We start from the raw sequence: 20,886 nt of genomic DNA on the forward strand, positions 1-20,886 counted from the left end.
CCCGCCTATAATGAAAGTTTCAACGCGCTTTATGCAGCCGACATCGAGGCGCTTGCCGGCGGGCTTTCGTCGCTGACGGGCCAGATCCATGCCGAGATGGGCACCAGCGCCGTCCGCGCCATTGGCCGCTTCGCCGACCGCATCGAAGAGCGCCAGATGGGGCTTGCCACCGGATGGCTCTCCGAGACGGGAACACCCTATGGCGCCGGCGAGGTCTGGGTCAGCGGCAATCACGCCCATACGGACGTGGGTTCATCCGGTGCGATCTCCGGCTATGACGTGAACGCCAACAATGGCGCGTTCGGCATCGACTGGCATTTCGGGCAGACCATTGCCGGCGTCGCGGGCTCCTATGAATATGCCGACATCTCGGCAAATGCGAACGGCGACGGCAATATCGGCACCTACCAGGCCGCGGCCTATGCCACGTTTGAAACCGCCGGCCCGACCGTGGCTGTGCACGGCGGGCTTTCCTATGGCGACCTTTCAACCAGCCGGCTGACCACGCTCGGCAATTATGCCGCTATGGCCAACGCCTCGGGCCACGGCATGGGCGGCTTTGCCGAGGCCACTGCCTTTCAGGAGTTCGAAATGGAGGCGCTGACGCTGACACCATCCGCCACGCTCGGCTATCGCGGCTTCCACCGCGATGCCATGGCCGAGACGGGCAGCCTTTTCGCGCTGTCATTGCCGGATGAAACCTTTTCCGAAACGCAGACCACGCTGACCCTGTCCGCCTCGCATCGCTTTGCGTTCGACAACGGGCTGAAGCTGGAGCCGGTGTTGAGCGCAGGCTGGCGCCATGATTTCGGCGATCTGGACCGGTCCTCAAGCCTCGCGATCTTCGGCAGCGGCTTTGACATATCCGGCGCGGATATCGGGCGCAACGCCTTTATCGGCCGCGTTTCCGTCAATGCCATCGCGTCGGATCGTTTCACCTTTGGTGCAAGCTACGAGGCGGAACTCAGGGACAATCTCATCAGCCAGATCTTTTCCGCCAATGCCAGCCTCAAATTCTAGAGAACCACGTGCAAGCTCAAAACAGGGGAAACAATGTCATGAAACGCGCTCATTCTCACGTCGCCTCGCCAATCCTGGCCGGGGTAGGTCTTCTGATTGTCGCCGGCTTGACCGGCTGCGAGGTATCGGACGGTTCCGTGCCATCGGTCTCGACCGCGCCCGGCTACCAGTCGACTGCGGCCGCGCAAAAGGAGATGAAGGACTCGGTTGTGGGGAAATGGAAAATGTACCCGGCAATCGGTCCGACGAAACGCAACTGCTCGATCGAATTCAAGGCGAGCGCCTTCGACCCGCACAAGGGCCGCGTCAGCACGTTCGCCTGCAACCTGGTCGAGGGTCTCGGCAGCATCAACGGCGTCAGCCGCATCAATGGCTGGGAACGCAAGGGCCGCACGATCATCCTGTCCGCCATCGCGACGCCCAATATCGGCTCGTTCGACCTGCCCATCGATTCCTACCGCGACCGCGTCTACGGCAGCACCAAGGACGACATCCGCTTTGTGATGGTTCGAGACTGATTTCGATTGGCACACCTAGGCTCAGGACTCGTTGATCAGAGCCAGCCTTGGCGAACGACAGATCAGGATCGAGAGTGCCGCCTTACGCAATGTAGGTCAATGTCCGCTTTGCCGTCTTGCCATTCGGAAACCTGCCTGACAGGTTACGGCCCCGTTTCTGCCGGTCCGGAGAGCGCTTCCATTTCGGTCATTCGAAGAAACCCGGCGCTATCTGTAAAGCTGCCATTCGTTGCGCAATGTTCGGAGACCTATCGACGGCGGGGAGCCGACCTTCGCTGCGGCGACAATCCGAACACTCAACCAAGATGGAAGCCGTCATCTAGAGCAGTCCACAATCGAGGAGTGTTCTGCATCGCCGCAAAACGGCTCCGAATCCTTTATTGCCAATAGCGGCGGCCGTAGCGCTAGCTATCAACCCGGCCTTTGCGGACGAGGTAGTCGATGACAGTGGAGACGCGGGGGGGCAGCGCGGCCGATTTCCCGAGGTAGACGATGTGGAATTCTTCGTGGGCGAGTTGCGCCTCCGGGACAAGCTGCAAGCGGCCTGAGGCAAGGTCGTCCCGGACGAGGAACCGGCCCACGCGTGCGGCACCATTGCCATGCTGTGCCAGGGCGGCCAGCGTATTACCGTCTGTCGCACGCAGGCGCGCGCTGGTGTCGCGCCAGATCGGATCGCGGCGGGCATAGGCGAACCCCAAGGTGTCGGCGGGCGCGTCCGGAGCCCGCACGGCGACAATCTCGCTGACCCCGAGCGACCGGGCCCGCATCGCGGAGTCCGGCAGCGGTCCGGCCCTGATGCCAAGGTCGACCGGCCGCCCGCCCATGTCGATCAGGCCATCCCCGATCAGCAGCTCCACTTCGAGTTCCGGGTGCTCACGCAGGAGCACAGGCAGGATCGGTGCAAGAATGTGGTTTGCATAGGCGGCGCTGGTCGCGATGCGCACCGTCCCAGCCACCGGACCGCAGCCGACTTCCCGCTCGGCCTGATCGAGAGCGGCAAGGATACTGCGGGCCGAGCGCGCGAAGGCCTCGCCTTCTTCGGTGATTGCGATGCTGCGCGTGGTGCGACGCACCAGCATGGCCCCCAGCCGCTGCTCGAGACGTGACATCGTCTTGGACACGGCAGAAGGTGTCATCCTGCGGACCAGCGCGGCGGCGGAAAAGCTGCCCTCGTCGACGACGGCCAGAAACACTTCCATTTCCTGTAGGCGATTGATTTCCCGCATCGGCACAACCTGTGAATTGAAGGAATAAGATTTGTTATCATTTAGCTAGTTATATCACAAGTTCTGACCTGTCAGTCTCTCCCCAGCCGCACCGCGCATCATAAGGAGACAGCCAGGTGGACCTTTCACTACAAGCGGACAAGGCGGGGACATCCGCGCGAACGCCCCCTCTCATTGCTCTCGGGATCGGAGCCTTCGGCATCGGCCTCACGGAGTTCATCATCATGGGGCTGCTCCCGCAGGTGGCGCAGGATTTCGGCGTCAGCCTGCCCTCCGCAGGGCAGCTGATCACCGGCTATGCGCTTGGCGTCACCTTAGGCGGCCCGCTGCTGGCAGTCGCGGCGAGCCGCCTGCCGCACCGGGCCGTGCTGATGCTGGTCATGACCATATTCACTGCCGGGAACCTGCTCTGCGCCCTCGCTCCTGGCTTCGGACTTGCCCTGACGGCGCGGGTGATCACCGGTTTCGCCCATGGCACCTTTTTCGGGACAGGGTCTGTCGTTGCGCAGGCGATCGTGCCGCCCCATCGCAAGGCCTCGGCCATCGCCACTGTCTTTACCGGGCTGACGCTTGCCACGGTGCTGGGCCTACCCTTCGGCACATGGCTGGGCCAGATTTTCGGCTGGCGCGCCACCTTCTGGGCCGTGGCGGGCATCGGGGTGCTGGCCTTGGCCGCAATCGCCGCCTTCGTGCCGCAGACCGACGCTGGCACACCGCTGAAGCTGCGGCAGCTTGCGCTGTTCCTGCGGCCGGCGCCGCGGCGGGCGCTCACGATGACGGCCCTGGGCTACGCGGGCGTCTTCATGGTCTTCACCTATATCACCCCGCTGCTGACCGATGTGGCCGGCGTGCCTGATGAGCGCGTGGCGCTGTACCTGCTGCTCTTCGGATTGGGGGTCTTCGGTGGCAATCTCGCGGGCGGATGGCTGGCGGATCGCTGGCCAGGTGCGTCGGTTCGGGTGGTTCTGGCAGGTCTCGCCGCGGGACTTCTGGCGCTGCGTCTGGCCTTGTCCCTGCCGTCGCTTGCGGCCCTCGCGATGGTGCTGCTCGGGCTGCTGGCATTTGCCACGCTCGCCCCACTGCAATCCCACATGATGGCGCGCAGCCCCGATGGCGCCGATACGCTCGGGGCCACCCTCAACATCTCCGCCTTCAACCTCGGCAATGCCATCGGCGCATGGCTTGGAGGCTTGGCCCTCGCTGCGAGTCTTGGTCTGCCCTCCCTCCCGCTTCTTGCGGCCCTCCTGCCACTGACCGCCCTGGCCCTGGCCTTCATTCCCGAAAGGACCTGACATGCGCTCTCTTTTCCCGGCAACAATTCTGACACTGAGTCTCGCCGCCCCTGCGTTGGCCGAAAGCTGGACGCCAGCCTGGATGGCCAGCCCGCAAGCGGTCTGGGCTGACACCTCTGTTTTCGAGACTGGCCTTCCAGATAGCATCGCCGGTGCGACGATCCGCCAACCCCTGACGCTTGGCTTTCCGGCCGGGAGGATAAGGCTGGTACTGTCCAATATTCACGGCAACCAGCCCCTTCCGGTCGATGCGGCAACTCTGGCGCGCAGTCGCGGCGCAGCAGGTGTCGAGGCCCCGCAACAGGTGCTCTTCGGCGGCAGGCACGATGCCGTCATTGCGCCGGGGGCAGTTCTCGTGTCGGACCCAGTGCCTTTTGCGGCCGAGGCCGGGGATCGCGTTGCCGTCACGCTGACCTTCGGGCCGGACGCTGTTGCGCAGGATTTCCACTGGGACGCCCGCGAGACGAGCTACGTGATCGACGCGGACGAGCAGGCCCCGAAGGTGCTGTCCGAGATCCCGGCGCGGCTGACCCTCAGCGCGGTGCTGTCAGATCGCCCCGCGCGGCAGGTGGTTGTCGCCATGGGAGATTCAATCACCGACGGCAATGGCGCCCCGATGGATGCCATGGCGCGCTGGCCCGACTTCCTGGCCAGCACCCTTTCGTTGAAGGACATCGCGGTGGTGAACGCAGGCATCTCTGGCGGACGACTGCTGAGTGACGGCATGGGCTGCAGCGTCCTGGCACGCCTCGGACAGGATGTGCTCGCGCTGCCGTCGGCGGATACGTTGGTGCTGCTCATCGGGACCAATGATATCGCCTGGCCGGGTACGCCGTTTTCCCCGGACGAGGCGCCGATGCGTCTTGAGCGCCTTCAGGCCGGGTTCCTGCAGGTCGCGGCCCGTGTGCACGCGCAAGGTATGCAACTGATCCTCGGAACTGTTCCGCCCTTTGAGGGCGCGCTGCCGGGCACGCCGATGGAGGCGACCTACTGGTCTCCCGAAAAGGACGCCCTGCGCCGGGCGCTGAACGACTGGTTGCGCGAAGCGGATTTCCACGATGGGCTCGTGGATTTCGACCGGGTGCTGAGCGCCCCGGAGGATGACGCGCGCCTGAACCCGGACCACGACAGCGGCGATCGCCTTCACCCCGGCGCGCAAGGCAACCGCGCCATGGCCGACGCCGTCTCCGCAACTCTTCTGAAAGGACAAGACCGATGAACATAGATCTTCACGGCAAGACCGCACTTGTTACCGGCTCGACCAAGGGGATTGGCCTCGCCACGGCAAAAGGACTGGCCGCGGCAGGCGCCAGTGTCATACTTCACGGTCGGAATCCGGAAGAGGTCACCGAGCTGGCCGGTGCGCTCGGCATGCACGGCGCTGCGGCCGACCTCGGGACGGCAGACGGCTGCGCCCGTCTGGCCGATGGTGCCGGAGAGGTCGATATCCTCGTCAACAACGCCGGTATCTTTGCCCCAGGCGACTACTTCGAGACAAACGACGCGGAATGGGAGCGCCACTGGCAGGTGAACGTCATGAGTGCGATGCGTCTCAGTCGCGCGCTGGCCCCAGCAATGATCGCGAAGGGCTGGGGACGCATCGTCATGCTCGGCTCGGAGTCGTCCTTCAACATCCCGTCCGAGATGATCCACTACGGTGTGAGCAAGGCGGCGGATGTGGCGCTGGCGCGGGGACTGGCCAAGCGGCTCGCAGGGACGGGCGTGACGGTGAATTCGGTCCTACCCGGCCCGACGCTGAGCGACGGCTTGCGCGATATGCTGGCCGGCCGCGTGGCGCAATCGGGCCGCACCATCGAGGAAGTCGCCACGGAGTTTGTCATGGAGGCCCGCCCCGGTTCGATCATCCGACGCGCCGCGAGTGTCGAGGAGGTCGCCCATATGATCGTCTATGCCTGCGCTCCTCAGGCGTCGGCAACCACAGGCGCAAGCCTGAGGGTCGACGGCGGAGTGGTCGAGACTTTATGACACCACGCCAACTGATCGCTCTCGGAAAGACGGCCGGAACGGGTCCGGTCAAACTCCAGCGCCATGGCAATTGGCTCCGCATTTTTGCCAAAAGGATTCCAAGACGCAAAGTGGTTGCCTTCCCTCCGCTGGATGCACTTTGCTTTCGGGATCCAAGGTGGCTTTGCAATGCAGTGGGGAGCTTCGACCCGCGCCGAGGCTTGCACCCACAGCGAAAGGCGGCTTCGAATGGCCGCGTTGCAGCATCCTGAACCGGTGGCGAACGTCGGCTTTGGGCCGAAATCGACTACCCGCCCAAAAAGCGCGAGTGACCGCTTCGCCGGGCTCGTTTCCGAAAGCCGCCATTCATCTCATTCCGGCCCCTTTCCGGTCAGTCAGCTGCACGTCTCCGCTTCGGAGGCTGAGGCTTTCTTTCTTCTGCCCGCAGAAGCGGAGGCCCTCAGGACAGTTTTCTCCAACAAGACAGAGAATAATGCTGATCACAATGAATAGGAACCCGTGCGAACAGCCAGAGACGGTCGAACAAAAGCTCGGCTCAGGCATCAATCGGGAGATCTTCAATTTCATTTATTTAATAAATTAATTTGACGAGGGGTTTTGTGATGTGCATGATCAGTTCAGCCAAAGGGAGGTTCAGATATGGCGCATTTCACACTCACACGACGTTCATTTCTTGCCACGACGGCAGCCGCCTCGGTCTCGTTATCGATGCCGGCGATCGCGCAGTCGCGCGAACTGGTGATGATTTCGAACCGGGGAAATCCGAGGCAGCGCGCAGCGCTCGAAAAGATCGCCGCCGATTTCGGCAAGGCCGCCGGCGTCAAGGTCTCGGTCAACAATATGGATCACGAGGCCCACAAGACCGCGATCCGCAACTACCTTGTGGCAAGCCCGCCGGACATCTGCTTCTGGTTTTCCGGTGAGCGTATGCGTGGCTTCGTCGAACGCGGCCTGTTCGACGACATTTCCGATCTGGTGGATCGGGAAGGTTGGAAGTCCGTCGTGCCGTCCATGAGCGCGGTTACGGTTGGCGGCAAACAATACGGCCTGCCGACATCCGGCATCCTCTGGGGGCTTTTTTACCGCCAGGATACGTTCGACGAACATGGGCTGACTCCGCCGGAAACCTTCCAGGACCTGCTGGCTTTCGGCGAGAAATCCAAAGCGGAAGGACTGACGCCGATCACGATCGGAACCAAGAACATGTGGCCGGCCGCCGGCCTGTTCGACCATTTCAACCTGCGCATCAACGGTCTCGAATTCCACCAGGCCCTGATGGAGGGCAAGGTCTCCTATACTGACGCCCGCGTCGTCAAAGTCATGGACACATGGGCGGAAGCTGTGAACGCGGGGCTGTTCACCCAGAACGCAACCTCCTACGCTTGGGAACAGGCCGCCACCGCTCTGGTTCAAAAGCGCGCGGGCATGATGGATCTCGGTCTCTTCATCAAGCAGGCCTTCCCAGAAGACGAGCTCGACCAGGTCCGCTTCCAGCTTTTCCCGACCGTCGATCCTTCGGTCGGCCGTTTCGAGGATTTTTCGGTCGATTCTGTCCATATTCCTTCCGGCGCGCCGCATCCTGAAGTCGCGCGCGAATTCCTCGCCTATTTCTATCAGCCGGAAAACCTGAAGGCCTATGTGGAGCCGGAAGGCAATGTGCCGGCCCGCACGGACGTCGATCTCACCAGCGATCCAATTGTCGCCATGGCGACCAACGCGCTGAAGAAGGTCGAGGGCACAGCGCAATATTACGACCGCGACACCAGCCCGGATGTCGCTCAGGCGGGTCTGAAGGGTTTTCAGGAATTCATGGTCCATCCGGACAGAGTCGACCGTATCCTCCCGCAAATCGAGCGCGCCCGCGAACGCGCATACGGCGCACTCTGAAAACCGGAGGCGGCGGCCACCTTCTCTCCCGGCCGCCGCCTCCGGCTGCATTCTTCATGGAAAAAGGGAGGCTTTCTTGACAACGCCTCGTCAGAAAATGCTTGAGCGGTGGACGCCCGCTCTTCTTCTCGCGCCCGGGCTGATCCTGTTCTTTGGCGTCATCGTTTTTTCAGCGTTCAGGACCTTCTGGATTTCGCTGCACGAGTGGGACGGTTTCGGTACCGCCGTCTATGTCGGACTGGCGAATTACCGGGAATTGTGGACGGACCCGCAGTTCTGGATGTCGCTCAAGAACAATGCCATCTGGCTGGTCGTGTTCCTGCTCGCACCGCCACTCGGCCTCGCAATCGCTCTTCTGGTGAACCAGAAAATCGCCGGCATGCGGTTCGCCAAATCGCTGTTCTTCATGCCGCTGGTGCTCTCGCTGGTGACGGTGGGTGTCATCTTCAGCTGGTTCTATGACCCGACATTCGGCATTTTGGCAAAGATTTTCGGTCTCTTCGGCGCCGAAGCGCCCGCCCTTCTTTCGAGCGAGCGATACGTGACCTTTGCCGTCGTCTTTGCCGGGCTCTGGCCGCAAGTTGCGTTTTGTCTGGTGCTGTTCCTGGCGGGCCTCAACAATCTCGATTCCGAGATTATCGGCGCCGGGCGCGTCGACAATGCCCGCGGCTGGCAGATGTTGCGTCATGTCGTGTTGCCGCAGCTCAAACAGGTCAGTTTCATCGCCATCGCGATCTCGATGATCGGCGCGCTTCGCTCCTTCGACATCATATCGGTGATGACCTCGGGCGGCCCGTTCGGTTCCTCCAGCGTGCTGGCCTATCAGATGTATGAGGAATCGCTGTTTTCCTATCGCTACGGATACGGCGCGGCCATCGCCACGGTGCTGTTCGCGATCATGCTGATCTTTATCGTCTGGTATCTCGCAAACCTTCTGAAAAACGAAAACGGGGCTTGAGCGATGTATCCGAAACCTATTCCTCCGTCGCACCGCAAGAGCCGTATTCTCTATATGACCGGCGTCTGGGCCGTGCTCGCCATCTGGCTTTTGCCTGTCGCGGCGATCATCATGACGTCCTTCCGGACCTTCGACGACATCATGGCCGGCAATTACTGGGGCTGGCCGACCAAGTTCAACATCCTCGAAAACTATGCGGCGATCTTCCAGCAGACCGACATGCTGGTCTATTTCCGCAACAGCCTGATCATCACCATCCCGTCGGTGGTCCTCGTGCTCGCGCTTTCGACGATGACCGGGTTTGTTCTGTCCCGTCACAAGTTCGCAGGCTCGACGCTGCTGTTCGCGGCTTTCATCGCCGGCAATTTCATGCCCTATCAGGTATTCATGATCCCCGTGCGCGACCTGATGGTCTCGCTCGGCCTCTACGACACTTACGGCGCGCTGATCCTGTTTCACGTCTCTTTCCAGCTCGGCTTTGCCACGCTGTTCATGCGCAATTTCATCGCGGCGCTGCCGGGAGAGCTTTTCCAGGCAGCCCGCGCGGAGGGCGCCTCCCCGATGCAGATACTGAGGATCATCGTCGTGCCACTTGTCCGGCCCGCGCTAGCGGCGCTGGCAATCCTGCTCTTCACCTTCATCTGGAATGACTATTTCTGGGCGATCGTTCTGACCCAGACCGACGCTGTCAAACCCGTGACCGCCGGTCTCGCCAACCTGCGCGGCGAATGGATTTCCGCCTGGAACGTGATTTCCGCCGCAACACTGTTTGTCGCCATCCCCCCCGTGCTGATGTTCTTCCTGATGCAGAAGCATTTCGTCTCCGGCCTGACTATGGGCGCGGTCAAGGGTTGAGGCCGAAAGGAATTTTGAAGATGTCCAACGTCACACTGAAGAACGTCAACAAGCATTATGGCCCGTTTCACGCCCTGAAAAATATCGATCTCGATATTGTGCCGGGCGAGTTCGTCGTCATGGTCGGCCCGTCCGGATGCGGCAAGTCCACGCTGCTGAAAACCATCGCCGGACTAGAAGAGGTCACCAACGGCACGATCGACATCGCCGGGCGCGACGTGACCCGCGAGGAGCCAGGTGATCGCGGCATCGCCATGGTGTTCCAGTCCTACGCACTCTATCCGCATATGACGGTGCGGCAGAATATGGGCTTCGGGCTCAGGATCATGAAACGTCCGGCCGATGAGATCGAGGCCGCCGTTCAGCGCGCGGCAAAGATCCTCCGTATCGAGGAACTGCTGGAAAAGAAGCCGGCCCAGCTTTCCGGCGGCCAGCGTCAGCGCGTCGCGATCGGCAGGGCGATTACCCGCGAGCCCCATGTCTTCCTGTTCGACGAGCCACTGTCCAACCTCGACGCGGCACTGAGAACACAGATGCGCGTTGAGCTCGCAACGCTGCACAAGGACTTAAACGCCACGATGATCTATGTGACCCACGATCAGATCGAGGCGATGACGATGGCCGACCGGATTGTCGTGCTGCGCGCCGGCGTGATCGAACAGGTGGGCACACCGCTCGGGCTTTACCACAACCCGGCGAACCGCTTCGTGGCATCCTTCCTTGGTTCACCCCGTATGAACTTTTTCGAGGGAAAGATTACGAACGTTGAAGACAGACGTGTGGTCGTTGATGTGGAAGGGTTACCGCCGCTTTCCTTCGGGAATATCCGCGAAGGCCACGGCCTGAAGCAGAACGCCACTGTGGCCGTCGGTGTTCGGCCGGAGCATCTTCGCTTGTCCGACGATCACGAGATCCAAGCACAGGCAAAGATCCGTCTTTCGGAGCAATTGGGCCGGGAAACCGTGCTCTACGCCGATGCCGGTGCCTTGAAGACCGTTGGATCCGATACCGGCACCTCCGACGTGACACTGCTTGCCGGACAAGGCGACATTCCGGCCGAAGCCAGCAGGGTGACATTCGGCTTCGATACCACTAGCGCCTACCTCTTCGGCCCTGACGGCCAGACGCTGACCACCGAGAAAACCATCGGCGCCTGATGGCGCCTCCCCGCATTGAAACTATTCTGAAGGTTTCGTCATGAAGAAGAAGAACAATCCCGCGCCGCTATCGGTGTGGCGTCCGATCAATATCGACCGCTTCATCATCGGTGTCCCACATTATCCCGAACATGTGGACGAGAGCTATTGGGAGCGAGATGCCGAACGCATGGCAGCAGCCGGCTTCAACGCCGTGCGCATGGGCGAGTTCGCCTGGCATATCTGGGAACCCTATCAGGGCCATTTCGATTTCGATCTGTTCGACCGCGCCATCGCGGTGCTTGCCCGCCACGGCATCAAGACCATCCTCTGCACGCCGACGGCAACGCCGCCGCGCTGGCTGACGATGGCGCATCCCGAAATATTGCGCGTCGACGAAAACGGACGGCAGGCAAGCCATGGCTCGCGCCAGCACGCAGACACCACCAGCCCGGTGCTGAGAGACCATTCCCGCCGGATCACCCGCGCGATGGCAGAACACTACAGAGACAAGCCGGATGTCATCGGCTGGCAGACCGACAACGAGCTCAACACCACGACGTCGCTGAGCTTTTCGGAAAGCTGTGCTGCCGAATTCCGCAAATGGTGTCATCTGCGCTACAAGACGATCGACGCGCTGAACGCCGCCTGGGGCGGCGATTTCTGGGCCACCCATTACGATAATTTCGATCAGGTCGTATTGCCGCTGCCGATGGCGCCCGGCCATGTGTCGCCCGGCCACCGTCAGGACTATCACCGCTTCCTCGCCGATGCGACGGCCGCCTTCCAGCACGATCAGGTCGAGATCCTGCGCGCCGCCAATCCGGACTGGTTCGTGTTTCACAATCTTGGGCAGCTGGAAGACATCGATTTCCGCGGCCAGTTCGGCGAGGATCTCGACTTCATCGGCTTCGACATCTACCCGATGCTCTATGACGAAATGCGACGCACGGGTGGCCATGCCTATACCCAGGCGCTGCAGCTCGATATCTGCCGCGCCTATAGCGGCAATTTCATCGTGCCTGAACAGGCCTCCGGCTTCGGCAGCCAGCCGACGTTCTCGACCATGACGCCGGAGCCCGGCGAGATGCGGCGCATGGCCATGAGTTCGGTCGCGCGCGGGGCCGACAGCCTGATGTTCTTCCGCTGGCGTCCGGCGCATTTCGGCGCGGAAATCTACTGGATGGGCATCATCGATCACGACGATGTCCCGCGCCGCCGCTACGAGGAGGCAAAGCAGTTCGCCGGCGATATCGCCGCCATCGAAAAGCATTTGCTCGGCTCCAGCGTCCGCATGGATGTCGGCATCGCCGGCGCCGATTTCGATAATCAGGAAGCCTACCGCACGTATCCGATGGGCCTGCCCTCACCTCTGGAAGACGGCCTCCTCCTGCACCGGACCCTCTACCACCGCCATGTTGCCACGGGCTTCATTCATCCGTCCGATGATCTCTCCCGCCTGAAAGCGCTCTATGTTCCGCATTTCCTGATGTGGGACGATGCCTGGACCGAGAATGTCCGGCGTTTCGTCGAAAATGGCGGAACCCTGATCGTTTCGGCGATGACGGGAACGCGCACCCGCGACAACCATATCCATCGCGAACTCGCGCCCGCAAACGGCCTTGCCGACCTGCTCGGCGTTCGGGTCGAGGAGTTCGGCCGGATCGCTGCACCTGAAAGCGACGGTCTGTTCGAGCCGCCGGGGACCGACGCCGGCTTCAGGGCTTCGGGCGTTAAACGCCTGCCCGCCTGCTCGGCCGGTCGTCGCTATCTTCTGCGCCATGGCAACACAACTTTTCCGGCAAGTCACCTCTACGAGAAGCTGATCGTAGAAGACGACGTGGAAGCCCTGATGTCCTGGGGCAATCGCTTCCTCGATGGCGAGCCCGCCGTTACGATGCGTCGGATCGGCAAGGGCAAGGCCATCTATGCCGGAACCTATCTGACCGACGAACTGACCGAAAGGTTGGCGGATCTGTTGCGCGACGATGGTGTTCTGCCGCTTCTGCCGGACGCGCCCGAAACCGTTGAAGTAACCGAACGCATCGGTGCCAACGGAGAGCGGCTGTTGTTCATCCTGAACACGACCGACGAGCCGGCCAGCGTTACGCTTGCCGCGCCGGCGACAGATCTTCTGACCGGCACCAGCCATTCCGGCACACTCGAACTTGGGGCCTATGGGGTTTCTGTTCTGCAGCCGTGAAATAGGCTATAGCGATCAATACCGCGCCGCGCGACTGCGGCACGGTCCGATTTGCGGTCGCAGCCCTTTGCTGCGGCCGCCCTTGTTGAAATGGATGCCATTGAGAGATGAACCGCCGCGAGACACAGAAGATCGACCAGAAAACCGGGCGGGCGATCAACAGGCAGATGATTTTGAACATCATCCGCCGGTCCGATGGCCTCAGCCGGGCGGACATCGCGGCGCAGACGGGACTGTCGGCCGCAGTTGTCGGTTTTGTGATCCGCGAACTTCTCGACGAAGGTTATCTTGTCGAGGAAAAACCCCGTGATAGCCGGTCGGGCCGTCGCCCGGTACCGCTCAGGCTGAATGAGAACGGCCATCTGGCGATCGGCCTCAAGATCAGCAGTCGGCGTCTCGACTGTCTTCTGACCGATATTGCCATGGGATCGCTGGACAGGCTCTCCATCGATCTTCCTGACGGGAACCCGGCCACTGTTGTCGCCCACGCGCGACAGATTGTCGATGAAGTCGTCAGCCGCCAGAAGGGACCGAGACGCCCGATCCTCGGCGTCGGCCTCAGCCTCCCCGCAAGGGTCGATCCGGACGAGGGTATCTGTATCCGCTCCCACCGTCTCGGCTGGCGCGATGTTCCGATTGGTCCGATGATGCGTGAAGCGCTCAACCTTCCGGTATTCATCGAAGACGACACCTTGGCCTACGGGCTGGCGCACGCCCTGTTCGGCATCGGACAGAACCTCGGATCCTTCTGCGCGCTGGCCGTCGGCGAGGGTATCGGCTGCGCCTCGATCATCGATGGTCAGGTCTGGCGTGGCAGCCTGGGAAACGCGGGCAAGGTGGGGCATGTTTTTCATCAAGACGGCGGGCCGTTCTGCGAGTGCGGCCGGCGCGGCTGCCTCCAGACCTTCTACGCCGCAACGGCACTCGAGGAGCGCTGGAGCAAAGAGGGCCGCAAGTCCTCGCTTTGCGAGGCGTTGCAGAATGCCGATCAGGAAGCGCAGGCGCTCGTTGCAGAGGCCGGCGCCGTCATCGGTCGATATCTTGCCAACTGGGTTACCGTCGTCGATCCCGAGCTAATCGTTCTTGGCGGCGAAAGCACGGCATTCGGCGAGGCCTTTCTCGTGCCGATGCAGGCCGCGCTCGATCATTTCTACTACCGCGAACAGGGCCCGCGCATCGTGCCGGACGATACCAGCTTCTACTGGACGGCAGGTGCCGCCGCAGTCGCCATCCAGCACGTCTTCAAGGATCCCTATCCGACCTCCTGAGTATCTGAAAGGCTTCCGCACCCGTAGCGAAACCAAGATATTGATGAAGCAAAGAAACGCATTTCATAAGGCTCTCCCACCGCGGCTCAGTTTTGTTGCGCGGGTGACGACTAATGAACGGCATTTTTGCCACTGGATCTTCCATAACCGGACGATCAGGCAGCGGCCCCGTTTCTGCCGGTCGGCAGTGCACGCCCATTTCGGTCGTTCAGAGATTGCTGACCCGACACGCAAAGCTGCCGTTCATTGCACGATGTGCGAATGACCGTTGAGGGCGGTTTGGGGACGCTGCACAGCAAAGATGAGCAGCAGGCGAACGGGAGGTCCGAGCCGACCAAGGTCGGATCGTAGCGATGCTATACTGCTATGTGCAGATGCACCTTCAAACCAGCCCATTTCTAGCAGAACTCTTCAATTCGCACCCTGATCACTTCGCTGGGGTTCAGCACAAGAATGTCCTTGGACTGTAGGCGGTCGCCCGGTGCGTTTCGGGGGAGCCGGTCAGTTGTAGAATTATTTAAAATGTATATTTAGTATAAGGCGCCGGAATGACGCCGCATAACTTTGACAAATGCGTTTTGCAGATACGTTCTAAGACGGGCGTATTATATTTTTGAAGTCGAGCACCATAACTCATGAAACGACTGGACAATTGTGTGGAGCTCGATCAGGCGGAACACTGCAATGACGATAAAAAAATACTGGGATAAGGCCAGCCGGTTTATGGCGGTTCGGTCCGATAATCCTGAGCTTCTCCAAGCTCAATACCAATCGTTCGCCCGCCAAATGCCCATGATGTACCTGATACTCATTGCCAACACCTGGGCGCTTGCTATCACACATATGGCTGAAGCACCAATTTGGCTGACGATGCTGATACCAACAGCGTTCACCGTGACTGCTGGCACCCGTATTGTGTTCTGGTGGAAAGTGAGGAACACATATCCAAGTCTTGAAGCCGCGCAAGCCGCTCTGAAACAAACCAACCGCATCGCCGCCATTCTGGCTATCACGTTCTCCGCTTGGGCTCTCTCGCTGTTCCCCTATGGCGATCCCTATGCCCAGTCACATGTCGCCTTTTATATGGCGATCACGGTCATCTCCTGCATCTTCTGCCTGACCCATCTGCGGTCCGCCGCACTCTTAGTGACGGGCATTGTGAATGGGACATTTGTGGCCTTCTTTTCGTCGGTTGGGCAGCCCGTCTTTATCGCTATATCTATCAACGTCGCCCTTGTTTGCGTCGTAATGCTGGTCATTCTCATGACAAATTACCGAAACTTTGAGAAAATGATAATAGGGCAACAACAAACGCAAGCCCTCAGCAAAGAGAACCTGCGTCTGGCAAATCTTGACAGTCTTACCAATCTTGCCAACCGCCGTGCGTTTTTTGCTCATTTGCCCACCAGCATCGAGGCCGCGAAAGAAAACGGAACACGATTGGCACTTGGTGTGATGGATCTGGATGGATTCAAGCCTGTCAACGATATCTACGGCCATTCAGTTGGTGACAATCTGCTGATCGAAGTGGCGGCGAGATTATCGACACTACCACCCAACTACCGTTTATACCGTCTTGGCGGAGATGAGTTTGCCATTATTGTGATGGAAGCAGCCGAAGACGACCTCCTTGTTGTCAATTCCAACAAGCTGCTGGAACGACTGCTTGTTCCGTTCATTTTGCCCGAAGCGACGGTAAGGATATCGGCGTCCATGGGTATCGCCGTTTATCCTGACATCGCTTCGACCAAGGAACAACTGTTCGACCGCGCAGATTACGCGCTTTACCATGCAAAACGGAATAGGCGAGGCGCAGCTGTCCTGTTCAGTGCAGAGCATGAAAGTCGGATCAATGATGACTCGCGCATCGAACAAGCGCTCAAGCTGGCAAATCTTGCAGATGAACTCTCTGTGGTCTTCCAGCCTATCATTAATATCCGAACGCAACGCGTCTTGGGGTTTGAAGCATTGGCTCGCTGGAACAATCCAATACTGGGTCAGATCTCTCCAGCTCTGTTCTTTCCTATTGCAGAACGCGCTGGCCTCAGCGGCTTCCTAACAGAGCATTTGCTGCGACATGCACTGGTAGTCGCAAAAAAATGGCACAACGATATCCGTCTTTCCTTCAATCTATCCGTGCATGATTTGAACTCCCATGATGGCGTCCTTGCATTGGTGGGCATCATCAAGGGCAGCGGCTTCGATGCGCGCCGCCTGGATCTGGAAATCACAGAAACGGCCTTTATGCACGACTTCGAGCAGATGAAACAATCGATTGAGACGCTCAACCTACTGGGCTGCGGCATCTCGCTTGACGACTTTGGTACCGGTTATTCCAGCCTTTCGCGACTGCATTCCTTGCCGCTTACCAAAATCAAAATTGACCGGAGCTTCGTAACTGATCTTCACAAGAAACCCGCGAGCTACAAGATCGTCAAATCGCTTCTGGCGCTCGGCCACGATATGGAACTGGATTGCATTATTGAAGGTGTTGAGACCAAGGAAGAGTTGGCGGCACTGGAGAAGCTCGGCGGCACAATCATCCAAGGCTTTCTATTCTCACCTCCGATGTCAGAACAAGACCTTGAAGGCTTCCTATCCGGTAATCCTCCCGTTTTTAAGGGTTCTTCTCTGTAGACTCCCGCACCATTTTCAGTTTCTGTGCGGGCATTAAACCGCCGATGCGCTTAGGATGGCTGCAGAAAAATGCCAGCTTGCCGCTTATCATTTTCCAAAACCAGACAAGCCGGCCCCTTTTCTGTCGGTCCGCAAAGCGCCCCCAAATCAGATGTTCGGCTTCAGGTGCCAAGTCCTGAAAGCGGCCATTGGACCTCTATGCTTCAACGCAGAGCCTATTGGCCTTCCAATAGGGTATTCAGAAATGCGCGGACTGCAGGATTGGATCGCCGGCTCTCCGGCCAGACCGCTGTGATGTTGTGACGCTCGACCGAGTAATCGGACAAGACGGGAACCAACTCACCACGCTTGACCCAAGGCGTGGCCATGAAGCTGGTCGCCATGCCGATGCCGGCTCCGGCTGAGACGGTCGCGAGGACGGCTTCGCTCGCATCGACCACGATCGGAGACGACGGCACGACCTCAATTTCCCGCTCGCCGACGCGAAAAGGCCAGCGGAACAGTTGCCCGCTGTTTTGATAGCGCAGATTGACCGTCTGATGATCGTGAAGGTCATCGGGATGCGATGGCACGCCTGCTTGGGCCAGATAATCCGGCGCGGCATAGCAGCAAAGGCGATGCGCCGACAGTTTCCGTGAGAGGAGGCCCGAATCGGGAAGGTCTCCGATCCGCACTGCGAGGTCGATCCCTTCTTCAATCAGGTCGATCCGGTGATCGCTCAGCCTGAGGTCGATGGACACCTTTGGATGCAGCGCGCGAAAACGTGGCAGCACCGGCGCGATCACATGCAGTCCGATCGGAAGGGAAGTGGCAAGTCGCAATGTGCCGGCAGGGTCCGACCGCGCTGCCTTTGCCGCCTGTTCGATCTCCTCGGCATCGCGCAACAGTTTCAGTGCGCGCTCGTACAGGTCGCGGCCCTCATCGGTGAGAGTGAGGGAACGGGTGGTTCGGGTAAAGAGCGAGACACCCAGTTGCCGCTCCAGACGCTGCACGCTCTTGCTGACCGCCGAAGGCGAGATCCCGAGCGACCGCGAGGCAGCGGTATAACTTCCCAGAGAACCAGCACGGGCAAAGGCGATAAGGCCGGTCAGTCGTTCAAGTCCAGCTTGTTCCTTCATGGCACTATTAAAGCGACTTTGAGCATCATTATCAATCTCATGGCACACACTTACATTCGGTCAACGGCAACAATAACAAAGGAAGGTTTCGATGACCGAGATCATGAACGCAGTCCGACTGCATGAATTTGGAGCTCCCGAGGTACTGCGCTACGAGGAGGCACCGAAACCAGTGGCCGGGGCGGGTGAACTGATTGTCCGCGTGCATGCGGCAAGTCTCAATCCGCCGGATCTCTATCTGAGAGACGGCTACCGGGCGCTTCCTCCCGAATGGCGCCCCAGCCCGGACTTCCCGCTCATTCTTGGGACAGACATTTCCGGTGTGGTCGATGCAGTTGGCGAAGGCGTATCGGATTTCCAAGTCGGTGACGAAGTCTACGCGATGGTGCGGTTCCCGCATGATTTGATGACCGGAAGCGGCGCATATGCCGACTTTGTCAATGTCCCGGCTTCGGATCTGGCGCTGAAGCCGGCCGGCATCGATCATGCCCATGCGGCCGGCGCGCCGATGTCGCTTCTGACGGCCTGGCAGTTCCTCGTCGAGCTTGGCCACGATGCCCCAAACCCCTTCCAGGACTTGGCTCATGCGCCGTTGGCGCTCGAAGGCAAGACGGTGCTGGTCAATGGTGCCGGAGGAGGGGTAGGCCACCTGGCGGTGCAGGTGGCAAAGTGGAAGGGCGCTCAGGTCATTGCGGTTGCCTCCGGCAAGCACATGAATTTGCTGCGCGATCTCGGCGCCGATGTCGTGATCGACTACACGAAGCAGGACGCTGAGACAGCCGCGCAGGATGTGGATCTGGTGATCGACGCGGTTGGAGGCCCCGACATGGAGCGATTCCTCAAGGTCCTCAGGAAGGGAGGTGCCCTCTATCTGGTGAACCCTCTCGGCTTTACCGGACAGGAAGAAGCGGAAAGGCTCGGCGTCAAAGTGTCCTCCACACAGGTCCGCTCCAATGGTGCTCAATTGGCAGAAGCTGGCCGTCTTCTTGACGAGGGAACGGTCCGTATCGTGATCGACAGCCAATTTCCGCTTGCCGAGGCTGCGGCCGCGCATGAGCGAGCCTCAAGGGGAAGCATCCAGGGTAAGATCGTTCTTTTGGCCGACTAACTCAAGCCTCCCCTGGACCATGACAGTTCAGGGGATCTTTTTCCAGAGGAAGACCGAAATGCTGATTGTAACCGGATACATGCATGTCGATGCCGCTGATCTCGCGGATTTCGTCGCTGATCTGAAGGCACTGGCAATTGCCACGCGTCAGCGAGTGGGCAACATCTCCTATGATGCGGCGGTGGATGATCCTCGCGCCGGCCGATTGCTGATCGCAGAACGTTGGGCTGACCAGGCCGCGCTCATGGCTCATCTTGCGGCTGAAGATACGACGGAATTCATCGCGCGTTGGAGCGGACGATCACAAGTCGACATTCGAAAGTACGACGCCTCGAATGAACGAGACCTTGCTGACGACTGACCCGTGCCAAGGCGTGATGCCACGGACGCATCGCTGCTGACGGCCTGGGAAATGGCAGACAGCAACGCGTCCCAAGTAGGTCATTCACTCGCGCCGCGAAATTTCCCCAAAGCAGCCGCTGGTCCTGTATCGGTTCAATGTCCCGCTTGGGGTGACAAGCGGTCGCGTGTATGAAAGCGAGTATCTGGTAGCTATGCGGACGAAATTGCCGGTCTGTCTTCTGCGCCGTGTGTCCGCCTTGTGCACCTGTCACAAACTTGGAAGGATCACGGCTGCCCTTTACATTGATTCCGGGAAGCTGGTCCCTGTTTTTTTTCTGCCGCACGGCGACATTTCTTGAGTTGGGGCAAGATAGTGAACAAATGGATTCTGAGGGCCGCGACCCTCGTTGTTCTTGGGGTTTCTGGCGCCGTTGGCTACGCCGTCTACAAGATCTACTATAACCACCCAGGGCGGTTTTCGTCAGAGGTAAGCACGGAGGGTTTGAAGCGTACTGTCGAAGGTAACACGCTGACATCTTATGATCATCCATCCGCGCGCATCACTCTTCCACCAGAGTATGAATATCTGGGTGCTCATAGATTCATTCTCTATGGCACGACTGAAACGGAACAGTATATGTTTGCGTCGTCGCACCCGGATGGCTCAACGCGATCCCTGATCACCGTTCAATTTGAAGCGATACTGCCTGAAATTGAAGGGGCTTACAACTATTCCACAGCGCCGCGAGCGATACGCATCGGACCTTTGGAATTCTATGTGGATGCCGATCCGGCCCGTCGCCATTGGCTGGTTCCCAACGGCTTACCGGGGACGGATTCAGAACGTTACCGCACCTTCACGTATGAACGAGGCTTTCCCCTGCCCAAGGACTATATTTGGTCACGATTCGCCTATGTGCCAGAGGACGCCCCCCGCCACGAGATGTTGATCCTGCAGGTTGAAGATTTGGCATCACTGGGATTAACGGCTCCGGCGCTGCGCCAAGGCGGCGCGAATGCTGAAGCTTGGGAGGATCTTCTGGACACCCACCTGTTAAAGCTCGAACAGAGCATCACGATTGAGGCTCTGGAGTAGATCATGTGGCTCAGGGTTCCGGCGCAGGCTTAATCGCAAACTGTAACTGCGGCTTACAATATGGTGGCAAGGGGCGTTTATCCAGGCTCGATTGCGGACATTCATACAAGCCGCAACAATCGACAGTTCGGACTCAGAGCGGACATTCGCCGCGATGGGTTCCAATGGCTGCTATGGGGTCGGAAGCGGTCATGGAGACCGCCCGCGCCCATGGTAAGTATTTCATCCTCAACCTC

The 20,886-nt window shown here is 59.8% G+C and carries 18 protein-coding genes; 16 read left to right on the top strand and 2 right to left on the bottom strand.

The annotated features are described in order from the left end of the window. Both AC5DC2_RS05130 and AC5DC2_RS05135 read left to right on the top strand, forming a co-directional pair. Positions 1 to 1,020: autotransporter outer membrane beta-barrel domain-containing protein (locus tag AC5DC2_RS05130; RefSeq protein ID WP_491697721.1), on the top strand; the 1,020-nt coding region annotated here is incomplete at its 5' end. A 38-nt stretch (positions 1,021 to 1,058) separates the two neighbouring features. Continuing rightward, positions 1,059 to 1,538: a hypothetical protein gene (locus tag AC5DC2_RS05135; protein ID WP_491697722.1), complete on the top strand. Its 480-nt coding sequence runs from the start codon at positions 1,059 to 1,061 to the stop codon at positions 1,536 to 1,538. Positions 1,539 to 1,942: 404 nt separating this feature from the next. On the opposite strand, the gene AC5DC2_RS05140 is transcribed toward AC5DC2_RS05135, so the two are convergent. Further along, positions 1,943 to 2,764: a LysR family transcriptional regulator gene (locus tag AC5DC2_RS05140; RefSeq protein WP_491697723.1), complete on the bottom strand. Its 822-nt coding sequence runs from the start codon at positions 2,762 to 2,764 to the stop codon at positions 1,943 to 1,945. 116 nt (positions 2,765 to 2,880) lie between these two features. Here AC5DC2_RS05140 and AC5DC2_RS05145 point away from each other — a divergent pair, with 116 nt between their 5' ends. From AC5DC2_RS05145 to AC5DC2_RS05195, 11 genes are all read left to right on the top strand, one after another. Then, entirely contained in the window at positions 2,881 to 4,056 is a 1,176-nt protein-coding gene (locus AC5DC2_RS05145; RefSeq protein WP_491697724.1) for an MFS transporter, read from the top strand. Position 4,057: 1 nt separating this feature from the next. Further along, a complete protein-coding gene (locus AC5DC2_RS05150; protein ID WP_491697725.1) occupies positions 4,058 to 5,275 on the top strand; it encodes an SGNH/GDSL hydrolase family protein in 1,218 nt (405 codons plus the stop codon). Beyond that, positions 5,272 to 6,042, top strand: coding sequence for an SDR family NAD(P)-dependent oxidoreductase (locus tag AC5DC2_RS05155; RefSeq protein ID WP_491697726.1), 771 nt, complete (start codon positions 5,272 to 5,274; stop codon positions 6,040 to 6,042). The genes AC5DC2_RS05150 and AC5DC2_RS05155 overlap by 4 nt, the downstream gene beginning before the upstream one ends. Before the next feature lie 228 nt (positions 6,043 to 6,270). Continuing rightward, positions 6,271 to 6,534: a hypothetical protein gene (locus tag AC5DC2_RS05160; RefSeq protein WP_491697727.1), complete on the top strand. Its 264-nt coding sequence runs from the start codon at positions 6,271 to 6,273 to the stop codon at positions 6,532 to 6,534. 147 nt (positions 6,535 to 6,681) lie between these two features. Then, the gene (locus tag AC5DC2_RS05165) at positions 6,682 to 7,929 is read left to right on the top strand and encodes an ABC transporter substrate-binding protein (RefSeq protein ID WP_491697728.1); all 1,248 of its coding nucleotides are present in this window, start codon (positions 6,682 to 6,684) and stop codon (positions 7,927 to 7,929) included. 97 nt (positions 7,930 to 8,026) lie between these two features. Further along, positions 8,027 to 8,887 (top strand): carbohydrate ABC transporter permease, encoded by an 861-nt coding sequence (locus tag AC5DC2_RS05170; RefSeq protein ID WP_036236312.1) that lies wholly within the window; start codon positions 8,027 to 8,029, stop codon positions 8,885 to 8,887. Positions 8,888 to 8,890: 3 nt separating this feature from the next. Further along, positions 8,891 to 9,742 (top strand): carbohydrate ABC transporter permease, encoded by an 852-nt coding sequence (locus AC5DC2_RS05175; RefSeq protein WP_024707122.1) that lies wholly within the window; start codon positions 8,891 to 8,893, stop codon positions 9,740 to 9,742. 20 nt (positions 9,743 to 9,762) lie between these two features. Continuing rightward, positions 9,763 to 10,899: an ABC transporter ATP-binding protein gene (locus AC5DC2_RS05180; RefSeq protein WP_491697735.1), complete on the top strand. Its 1,137-nt coding sequence runs from the start codon at positions 9,763 to 9,765 to the stop codon at positions 10,897 to 10,899. A gap of 40 nt (positions 10,900 to 10,939) precedes the next feature. Further along, on the top strand, positions 10,940 to 13,081 hold the full coding sequence (locus AC5DC2_RS05185) for a beta-galactosidase (protein WP_491697729.1): 2,142 nt from the start codon (positions 10,940 to 10,942) through the stop codon (positions 13,079 to 13,081). 107 nt (positions 13,082 to 13,188) lie between these two features. Beyond that, positions 13,189 to 14,349 carry an ROK family transcriptional regulator gene (locus AC5DC2_RS05190; protein WP_491697730.1) on the top strand — a complete coding sequence of 387 codons (1,161 nt, stop codon included), beginning with the start codon at positions 13,189 to 13,191 and terminating at the stop codon, positions 14,347 to 14,349. 684 nt (positions 14,350 to 15,033) lie between these two features. Then, the gene (locus AC5DC2_RS05195; protein ID WP_024707118.1) at positions 15,034 to 16,986 is read left to right on the top strand and encodes a putative bifunctional diguanylate cyclase/phosphodiesterase; all 1,953 of its coding nucleotides are present in this window, start codon (positions 15,034 to 15,036) and stop codon (positions 16,984 to 16,986) included. A 215-nt stretch (positions 16,987 to 17,201) separates the two neighbouring features. On the opposite strand, the gene AC5DC2_RS05200 is transcribed toward AC5DC2_RS05195, so the two are convergent. Further along, positions 17,202 to 18,104, bottom strand: coding sequence for a LysR family transcriptional regulator (locus AC5DC2_RS05200; protein WP_491697731.1), 903 nt, complete (start codon positions 18,102 to 18,104; stop codon positions 17,202 to 17,204). Positions 18,105 to 18,195: 91 nt separating this feature from the next. On the opposite strand from AC5DC2_RS05200, the gene AC5DC2_RS05205 reads away from it, so the two are divergent. The 3 genes from AC5DC2_RS05205 to AC5DC2_RS05215 all read left to right on the top strand — a co-directional run bounded on the left by AC5DC2_RS05205 (position 18,196) and on the right by AC5DC2_RS05215 (position 20,650). Beyond that, on the top strand, positions 18,196 to 19,212 hold the full coding sequence (locus AC5DC2_RS05205) for an NADP-dependent oxidoreductase (protein WP_491697732.1): 1,017 nt from the start codon (positions 18,196 to 18,198) through the stop codon (positions 19,210 to 19,212). Between the two features lie 58 nt (positions 19,213 to 19,270). After that, complete coding sequence (locus tag AC5DC2_RS05210) at positions 19,271 to 19,573, top strand: putative quinol monooxygenase (RefSeq protein WP_491697733.1); 303 nt, start codon at positions 19,271 to 19,273, stop codon at positions 19,571 to 19,573. Between the two features lie 336 nt (positions 19,574 to 19,909). After that, a complete protein-coding gene (locus tag AC5DC2_RS05215; protein ID WP_491697734.1) occupies positions 19,910 to 20,650 on the top strand; it encodes a hypothetical protein in 741 nt (246 codons plus the stop codon). Positions 20,651 to 20,886 lie beyond the last annotated feature (236 nt).

The organism is Martelella sp. (genome assembly GCF_984369615.1).